General features: G+C 59.7%; 7 protein-coding genes and 1 pseudogene. 2 read left to right on the top strand and 6 right to left on the bottom strand.

The annotated features are described in order from the left end of the window. Window positions 1-68: 68 nt before the first annotated feature. A complete protein-coding gene (locus AB4N82_RS08355) occupies window positions 69-407 on the top strand; it encodes a hypothetical protein (RefSeq protein WP_032890080.1) in 339 nt (112 codons plus the stop codon). Between the two features lie 40 nt (window positions 408-447). On the opposite strand, the gene lapD is transcribed toward AB4N82_RS08355, so the two are convergent. Together lapD and lapG are read right to left on the bottom strand one after the other, a co-directional pair. Further along, entirely contained in the window at window positions 448-2,406 is a 1,959-nt protein-coding gene (lapD, locus tag AB4N82_RS08350) for a cyclic di-GMP receptor LapD (RefSeq protein ID WP_032890083.1), read from the bottom strand. A gap of 11 nt (window positions 2,407-2,417) precedes the next feature. Further along, window positions 2,418-3,134: a cysteine protease LapG gene (gene lapG, locus AB4N82_RS08345; protein WP_032890085.1), complete on the bottom strand. Its 717-nt coding sequence runs from the start codon at window positions 3,132-3,134 to the stop codon at window positions 2,418-2,420. A 267-nt stretch (window positions 3,135-3,401) separates the two neighbouring features. Between lapG and bcsQ the strand changes: the two genes are divergently transcribed. After that, window positions 3,402-4,361: a cellulose biosynthesis protein BcsQ gene (gene bcsQ, locus AB4N82_RS08340; RefSeq protein ID WP_032890087.1), complete on the top strand. Its 960-nt coding sequence runs from the start codon at window positions 3,402-3,404 to the stop codon at window positions 4,359-4,361. Window positions 4,362-4,602: 241 nt separating this feature from the next. Here bcsQ and AB4N82_RS08335 read toward each other — a convergent pair whose 3' ends face one another. From AB4N82_RS08335 to AB4N82_RS08320, 4 genes and pseudogenes are all read right to left on the bottom strand, one after another. Further along, window positions 4,603-5,790, bottom strand: a complete 1,188-nt coding sequence (locus AB4N82_RS08335) for a methyltransferase (RefSeq protein ID WP_122764256.1) — start codon at window positions 5,788-5,790, stop codon at window positions 4,603-4,605. Further along, on the bottom strand, window positions 5,771-6,460 hold the full coding sequence (locus tag AB4N82_RS08330; RefSeq protein ID WP_032890091.1) for an ABC transporter permease: 690 nt from the start codon (window positions 6,458-6,460) through the stop codon (window positions 5,771-5,773). The genes AB4N82_RS08335 and AB4N82_RS08330 overlap by 20 nt, the downstream gene beginning before the upstream one ends. A gap of 15 nt (window positions 6,461-6,475) precedes the next feature. Beyond that, window positions 6,476-7,153: pseudogene (locus tag AB4N82_RS08325) on the bottom strand (ABC transporter permease); the annotation flags it as partial. Between the two features lie 74 nt (window positions 7,154-7,227). After that, complete coding sequence (locus AB4N82_RS08320; protein ID WP_095186162.1) at window positions 7,228-7,980, bottom strand: ABC transporter substrate-binding protein; 753 nt, start codon at window positions 7,978-7,980, stop codon at window positions 7,228-7,230. Window positions 7,981-7,988 lie beyond the last annotated feature (8 nt).

Genomic DNA, 7,988 nt, shown 5'->3' with positions numbered 1-7,988 from the left:
GAAATGTGTGTAATCTCTGTGGGAGCCGTGTGCGGCGCCTGCAGGGATTTTTTATTGGGAGAGGGCTGATGTTCTACGTGCTACGCGATCAATACAACGCTTTGGTGCGTGTCGAGGCGCAGGCCTTCGCTGAAGCCACTGAGACGCTACCGGCTGACCATCACGAGATCCAGGCGTGGTTTGCCGACGATGAGATCGAGACCAGCCTCAAGCAGCTCAAGAGCAGTGACCTTGAGATGATCCGCGTACTGGACGACTTGATTCAGGTGCTGATCACCAAGAACGTAATGAGCATCACCGACTTGCCGCCGGCGGCGCAGACCAAGTTCCTGGAACGCACCCAGGCCCGGGCGGCGCTGGGCGGTTTGAGCGAGCTGATCAATGATGATGAAACTGGCCTGATTTGACGCGCACCTCCTTCACGGCTTAACCGTCAAGGAGGCGTGATTATTCTGTGCTCCACTTCCAGGGCGCCGGTTCACCGACCAGTTGGCCTTGCACCCCTTCAATCCCCATCTCGCGGATCACCCGCAACTCACCCTCGGTTTCCACGCGCTCGGCAATCAGCGGCAGATCAATGCTGTGGGCCGCTCGTTGGATGGCCTCGATAAAGAAGCGCTTGTGGCTTTCCTGGTCAATGTCGCGGATGTAACTGCCGTCGATCTTGAGGTAGGCCAGGCCCAGATGCGCGAGGTTACCGATCATGCTGAAGCGCCCGCCGAAGCGTTGCAGGCCAAGGCTGTAGCCCAGACCGCGCATGCGCCGGATCAGGCGTTCCAGTTGTGCCTGTTCGGGGACTTGCTCCTCGCCGATTTCCAGGGTCAGGCGCTCGCCCAGCAACGGGTGTTGTGACAGGCGCTCGAACATGTGCTCCAGGGCTTGCGGGTCGTTCAGGGTAGCCGCCGACAGGTTCAGCGCGACCGATTGGTTGTGCTGGCCCAAGTGTTTGATCACCAGATCGAGCATTACCTGGTCGAGCCGCGCGGTCCAACCGAAGCGCTCCAGCCACGGTAGGAAATGCCCGGCGGCGATGGTCTGGTCCTGATTGTCGAGCAAGCGCGACAGCACTTTGTAATGCAGGACCTGGCGGGTATCGCTGCTGCTCACCACCGGCTGGAAGAACAGGCGGAAGCGACCCTGGCTCAGCGCATTGTCGAGCAAGGTGTGCCAGCTGTGCGGGTCGTCACTGACGGTGTCGAGGGTTTGATGTGACAGGCAGACCCAGCTTTGCAGGCTGTTGGCTTCGGCCTGGGTGAGCGCTTGGTCAGCCAGCATCAGCAGGTCTGCCGAAGCGTCGCCGGGGTTGTAAGGGGCCAGGCCGATGTGGGCCACGGTGGGCATGTCGGTGGCGCCGGTTTCGTGCAGGCTTTGCAAGGTGGTTTCCAGTTCCTGGGCCAACTGCACTGCTTCGTCGCGCACCAAGCCTGGCGCGAGCACGGCGAACTCGCCACCCCGGCTGCGGGTGATCAGGTTATTGGTTTCCGGGTATTTGGCACAGGTACGCACCAGTTGTTGGCTGACGGCTTGCAGCAACTGGTCGGTGCGTTGCCCGCCCAGACGCTGATTGAGGCCGCCCAGGTCGTTGACCCGCAACATCAGCAGGTAGCCTGAACTGGACTCCTCCATGTTGCTGACCCGCGATTGCAACTGCATCTCGAAATAACGACGGTTCGCCAGGCCGGTCAGGCTGTCCTGGTAGGACTCCACCCGCAGCTTCTCGCTGCGTTCGGTCTGCTCGTGGAACAGCGCCTTGAGTTTCTCCACCATCTGGTTCATGGCCTGCACCACGCGGCGTAATTCCGGGGTGCGGGGCAGGTCGGGCAAGCTGAGGAACTCACGACGCGCGATGGCGTGGGACTGCTCGACCATATAGTCCAACGGTTTCAGCTGGCGACGCAGCAACAGCGCGCCCAGCACTGCACTCGCGGCGCCGCAGATCAACAGCCAACCCAGGCTGCCGAGCGCGCTTTGCCAGAGTTTGGCCAGGGCAAACATCGGGTGACTGACCACCTCAACCCGCGCCGCCTGCTGCCAGCCACGGCTGACAATGGCATCGCCGCCAGCCGGCGCGAGGCCGATCATCTTCACGAACCAAGCCGGAACGCTGCTGGCATCCGGCTCGGCGGCACGCTCCACCAGTACCTGGTCGTTGCTCAGGTCCACCACACGAATGCTTGCGTAGTAGCCACTGTCAAAGATCGAGCTGACCATCAGTTCGGTCATCGCCGGGTCATCGATGTTCGGCGTCAACGACAGGGCCAGCGCCGTGGCCGCGTCCTGCGCGTGGGAGCGCAGTTGGTTGACGTACTGGGTACGCGAACTCTCAAGGCTGACGAAGAAGCTACCGCTGAACGCGACCACCAGGAACACGCAGATAGCGATCAGCAATTGTTTGAACAGTGACATCGTAGCTCCTGTTAATTATCCGAACTGGCCGGAAACCCTTCAGCGGTCATTTTTTTCAAGACATCCTGCCAACGTGACAGGCGCTTGGTGTCACCGACTTTTTTGTTGCCCGCCGCGCCGGTCAACCACAGCCCTTCACCGTTGAACGCGTACACCGGCAGCAAATCCGCGCGCTGGCTGGCGGGCAAAATGGCGTCCATCAGGCTGTCCAGTACCAAGGGCATGGCTTCGGGGCTGGCATAGTACGTCAGCACCATGTGCGCGCGATTCTGGCGTAACGCTTTAACGTAGGTAATGCGCAGTTTTTCGGCGGGGACGCCCAAGTGACGCAGGCTGAAGTACTTGGCGATGGCGTAGTCTTCGCAGTCGCCTGCGCCTTTCCACAGGGACTGAATAGGGGTCGCCCAATAATCAATCTCGTGCCACAGGTCGATGTCTTCCTCGTAGCGCAACTGGCGGTTGAAGAACAGATTCACCACTTTGAGCTGCTCGGCCTCACCCACTTGCTTCTGCGTTGACAGCAATTGCTGCCAGGCATCAATGCGCTGACGCCCAGGGCCCAGTGGCCCGTAAAGCGACTCGGCGCGGCGGCTGATTTGGCTGAAATCCCAGTCGGCGAGCAAATCGCCCAGCAGGCCGCCACCCAGCAACAGCGTGATGGCGAGGCCGTACAGAATCCGAGGGAATTTAAAGCGTATCGCCACTGCGATTACCCAAGCTTGCAGCATTGAAGGTGCGGCAATGGTGCGGTGATAGCGGGTAAAAAACAATGGCACGATGAAATCACTGCCAGTGAATTGTAGTAAAAGTCCGTCAGTAAATTGGCTGTTTTCCGCTCGTCTGAAAGGGCGGTGGTAATTTCATCAAAATAATGACACTTCTTTAACGCTGTCACAGAATGAAGCCATGAGAACGCCTACAAAAAGACCTGCGGCGAAGCCATACCTTGCCGACCTTTTCACGTCTTTATATGGCGCCGTGAAGGAGCTCCGGCCATGAGCCGCACTGATGATCTATTTGCCCTGTTCGGCAAGAGCGTTTCCCGTGATCCCAAGGGAAGAAACGCTCGCCTGCATTTTTTCGGCAGCGTTCCCTTCGACGATGGCACTCGGGTGAACCATAAAGATGGCTCGCGCATGAGTACTCATGCGTCCCACGCCAATGAACATCATCACAATGAGCCACTGACCACGCTACGCCCGACGGTAGTGGCGCTGGTGTCCATCAATGGTGGTGTTGGCCGCAGTACGCTGGCCACGGCACTGAGCAGCGGTTTGCAGCGCCTGGGTGAGTCGGTCGTGGCATTGGACCTGGATCCCCAGAATGCTTTGCGCCAGCACTTTGGTGTTGATCATGAGCTACCCGGTGTGGGTCGCAGTAGTCTGCTCAACGCGCCATGGAGGACCATCCTGCAATCGGGTTTTGCCGGTTGCCAGGTGATTCCCTTTGGCGACACCGACACCCAGCAAAGGGAAAACCTGCAACGCTGGTTGACCCGCGAGCCGAAGTGGCTGACCCAGCGCCTGTCGGCATTGGGGCTGAGTGAACGGCACACAGTCATCGTCGATACCCCCGCAGGTGACAACGTTTATCTCCATCAAGCACTGAGCGTGGCTGACATCGTGCTGGTAGTCGCCCAACCGAATGCCGCTTGCCTCGGCACCCTGGACCAATTGGATGAGTTGCTGGCGCCTCATCTTGAGCGTGAGCGTCCACCGCGTTGCCACTTGGTGATCAACCAACTGGACGAAAACTCGACGTTCAACCTGGAAATGCTCGACGCCTTCAAGTTGCGCCGAGGTGAGTACCCGCTGGAAGTCGTGCACCGTGATCCGGCGATCAGCGAAGGCTTGGCCTTTTCTACGGACCCTTTGGACAACACGGCGACGAGCCTGGCCGGTGACGATATCACCGACCTTTGCCGGTTATTGATCGCTCGCAGAAAACGCGTTTAAAGCGCGGTTTATACGCTTACCTCCAGATGCTTATGCACAATCGGTTGGATGCAGTTGTGATGAAACAGCCATTTTGTGGAGCGGTTCTCAACACAGTGCAACTGCCTGTTTTACGTGCGTTTTATTGTGTGAACAAAAAATGAACAGCGTGGCTTTTGGTCCGCAGCGTAGAGCGCTACAGGGTCTGTAACGAATTCATCAACAGAGTTATCCACAGGTTGGGGTGCGACAATTTCGCCCTTTAATCGCGCTCGGCGAGCACCATCAAGTTGCGCGGCGTTAACGTCGGGTCGCAAAAGCTGCCGACCTCAACCCTGTAGCCACGTTCGCTGAGAAACAGTGCCCGATCCAGCACCAGCCATAACTCCAGCGGGCGCCGAAACAGACCACGCACCAACTCCAGGTTCCTCACCTCGGCCAAGCGCTGCCAACCATGGGCCTCCAGCGCCGCCCAGTTTTGTTCGCCTGTGGATAACCCTTTGAGGCGTGCCAGTTCACGGCAGTAGTCAGCGAAGGGTTTATCCAGCCAGTGGGTGGGCAGGGACGGCGTAGGCAGGTACTCGTCGCAGCCGCGTAACAGGCGTTGCAATTGATCGAAGGCGAGGCGCCGGGCCATGGAGGTGTCCCGTTGCAGGCGCACGCGTTTGCCGGCGGTGACGGTTTCGCTGAGGGGCAGGCCGAGGTCGTCGAGCGACAGCAGCAAGGTGGAAGCGCGGCCCGCGTCGGACAGCGGCTGGTAGGTATACCCCTGGATGCGGTTATAGCAGCACGGCGCCAGTGCCAGTTGCTTGCAGCCGGCGGCGCTGGCCACTTGCAGCAGGCGTACATGCAGGTCGCCGCAGGCATGCAGGGCCACGGGGGTATGTTCGGCGCTTATGGCTACATCCGCCATCACGTCTTGCAGACGATGGGTGACGGGCAGGCCGTGGTGCTCGCTCAAGGCTTGGCCCGAAGCGATCAAGGCCGGGTCGTATTCCAGGCAGGTCAGCTGCTGGCCTGTGTGCAGCAGGCGGCGGCCAAGGTGGCCTTTGCCGGCGCACCAGTCCAACCAATGCCGGGGTGTTTGCGCAAACTGCAGCGCCGCGCCGAAGGCTTCGATCTGTTGCCATTTGCGGCCGGGCACATCGACATTCAGGCGGTGCGCGGCGGGTTGCAAGGGCTGCGTTGGTAACTTATCCACAGTGCTGAGTTGCAGCGCCTGCGATGCTAACTGTGGAAAAGGTGCGGGGGCGAGCAGGCCATGGGGCTGGTTGTGATTGGCTTCGGCATCGGCCAACGAGCGTTGGCGCAGCCACTGGGCCAGTTCGGGGTATTCGTTTTCCCAAGGCAACTGGCGCTGAGTAAAGGGCCGTGGTCGCCACAGCCCTTGATGCTCGATCAGAAACGCATCCAGCGCCCGGAAGCGCGCTTCAACGTCCCTGGCAGGCATCGACGCGCAGCCAGCGTTCCAGCAGTTTGAAGCCGCGTACCAGCAGGAAGGAGATCAATAGGTAGAACACACCGGCGGTGAAGAACATTTCCACCGTCAGGTAGTTGCGCGCAATGATCGTGCGGGCCATGCCGGTCAGTTCCAGCAGGGTCACGGTGCTCGCCAGTGAACTGGCCTTGAGCATCAGGATCACTTCGTTGCTATAGGCCGGCAAACCGATGCGCGCCGCGCGGGGCAGGATGATATAGAACAGCGTTTTGGGCTTGGACATGCCCAGCGCTCGGGCTGCTTCAATTTCCCCAGGTGGAATGGCCTGGATGGCGCCGCGCAGGATCTCGGCGATATAGGCTGCGGTGTGCAGTGTCATGGTGGCGGTGGCACACCAGAACGGGTCGCGCAGGTACTTCCACATGAAGCTTGAGCGGATGCTGTCGAATTGGGCCAGGCCGTAATAGACCAGAAACAACTGCACCAGCAGCGGCGTGCCACGGAAGAAAAAGATGTAGGCGTAGGGCAGTGAGCGCACATACCAGCGCTTGGATGAGCGCGCGATACCCAGCGGGATGGCCAGGATCAAACCGAGGATCACGGCAATGCTGACCAGTTCCAGGGTCAGGATGGCGCCCTGGATAAACTTCGGCAGCCACTTGATGATGACTTCCCATTCCATTACGTCGTCCTCAACGAAGCCGCGGGCGGCGCGTTTTTCCAGGAAGTGCATAGCCACCATCGACAGTGAGGTCAGGCCCAGGTAAATGAACGCGGCGACCAGGTAGAAGGTGAAAGGCTGTTTGGTGACGGTTACGGCGATCTGCGCGTGGCGCATGATTTCTTCGAGACCGATGACCGTGACCAGCGCGGTGTCCTTCATCAGGATCAGGAACAGATTGCCCAGCCCCGGCAGGGCGATGCGCCACATCTGCGGCATGATCAAGCGGGTAAAGATCCGAAACTTCGACAGGCCCAGTGCCACACCGGCTTCGCGGTGGCCCTTGGGGATGGAGATGATTGCGCCGCGCAGTACTTCGGTGGCGTAGGCACCGAAACACAGCCCCAGCGCAATGACGCCGGCGGCAAAGGCGCTGAGGGACAGGTCGGGAATGTCGAGCAACTCACCCAGTGAGCGCATGGCGTTGATCGTGCCGAAGTAAATCAGCAACACCCACAGCAGTTCCGGCACGCCGCGAACGATTGTCGAGTAGGTACCGCCCAGCCATTGCAGCGGCTTGTACGGTGAAGTCTTGGCCAAGGCACCGGCGAGGCCGAGTACCAGCCCCAGGCATAACGCCGTGAGCGCCAGTTTGACGGTCATCAGCGCGCCGGCGGCGAGCGCGGGGCCGAATCCGTAGAGATCGAAATTCATGGTGTTTTCATATCGCGGCAGGCATTGCTGGAAGCCGACGCGCTCAAGTGAGCGCGTCGGGCAGACCGTTCAGGTCATTCGATGCTGAACGGGAAGTACTTGTCGTTGATCTTCTTGTAGGTGCCGTCTGCCTTGATCTCTGCCAGGGCTTTGTTCAGGCGCTCGCGCAGTGGGTCGCCCTTGCGCACGGCGATACCGATCTTGTCGCTTTCTACAACCGGGTCGCCCTTGAACTCGTAGGCGGAACCGTCTTTGCTCTTGAGCCATTCGTACTGCACGTACTTGTCGGCGAGGATGCCGTCGAGGCGGCCGGACGTCAGGTCGAGGTAGGCGTTTTCCTGGGTGTCGTACAGCTTGGCTTCGGTGTCCGGCAGCTTGTCTTCCAGATAGGTACCGGCCAGGGTTGCACGCTGTGCACCGATGACTTTGCCCTTCAGGTACTCGGCGTCAGTTTTGAAGTCCGCAGTGGCTTTAGGTGCGATGAACTGCAGCTTGTTGGAGTAGTACGGGTCGGTGAAGTCGACGGCTTGCTTGCGTTCATCGGTGATGGACAGTGAGGACACCAGGAAGTCGAACTTCTTGGCGTTCAGGGCCGGGATAATGCCGTCCCAGTCGGACACATACACTTCGCACTTTTCGACTTTCATCTTGGCGCACAGGGCGTCGCCGATGTCTTTGTCGAAGCCGACGACGTTGCCGCTGGCGTCTTTATTGTTGAAAGGTGGGTAAGCCGCTTCGATCCCCATCTTCAAGGTTTCTGCCATGGCCGTGGCGCTGAACGCCATCGATACGGCCGCGGCCAGAAGGAATTTTTTATAGTTCTGCATGCATGTTG

This window comes from Pseudomonas sp. H1_D04, from assembly GCF_054683855.1.
This window is presented reverse-complemented; position numbering and strand designations above follow the sequence as displayed.

What these genes read in the sequence shown, in the direction of transcription:
- AB4N82_RS08355 (WP_032890080.1), top strand. Translation starts at nt 69, where the DNA reads ATGTTCTACGTGCTACGCGATCAATACAACGCTTTGGTGCGTGTCGAG.
- lapD (WP_032890083.1), bottom strand. Translation starts at nt 2,406, where the DNA reads ATGTCACTGTTCAAACAATTGCTGATCGCTATCTGCGTGTTCCTGGTG.
- lapG (WP_032890085.1), bottom strand. Translation starts at nt 3,134, where the DNA reads ATGCTGCAAGCTTGGGTAATCGCAGTGGCGATACGCTTTAAATTCCCT.
- bcsQ (WP_032890087.1), top strand. Translation starts at nt 3,402, where the DNA reads ATGAGCCGCACTGATGATCTATTTGCCCTGTTCGGCAAGAGCGTTTCC.
- AB4N82_RS08335 (WP_122764256.1), bottom strand. Translation starts at nt 5,790, where the DNA reads ATGCCTGCCAGGGACGTTGAAGCGCGCTTCCGGGCGCTGGATGCGTTT.
- AB4N82_RS08330 (WP_032890091.1), bottom strand. Translation starts at nt 6,460, where the DNA reads ATGGAATGGGAAGTCATCATCAAGTGGCTGCCGAAGTTTATCCAGGGC.
- AB4N82_RS08320 (WP_095186162.1), bottom strand. Translation starts at nt 7,980, where the DNA reads ATGCAGAACTATAAAAAATTCCTTCTGGCCGCGGCCGTATCGATGGCG.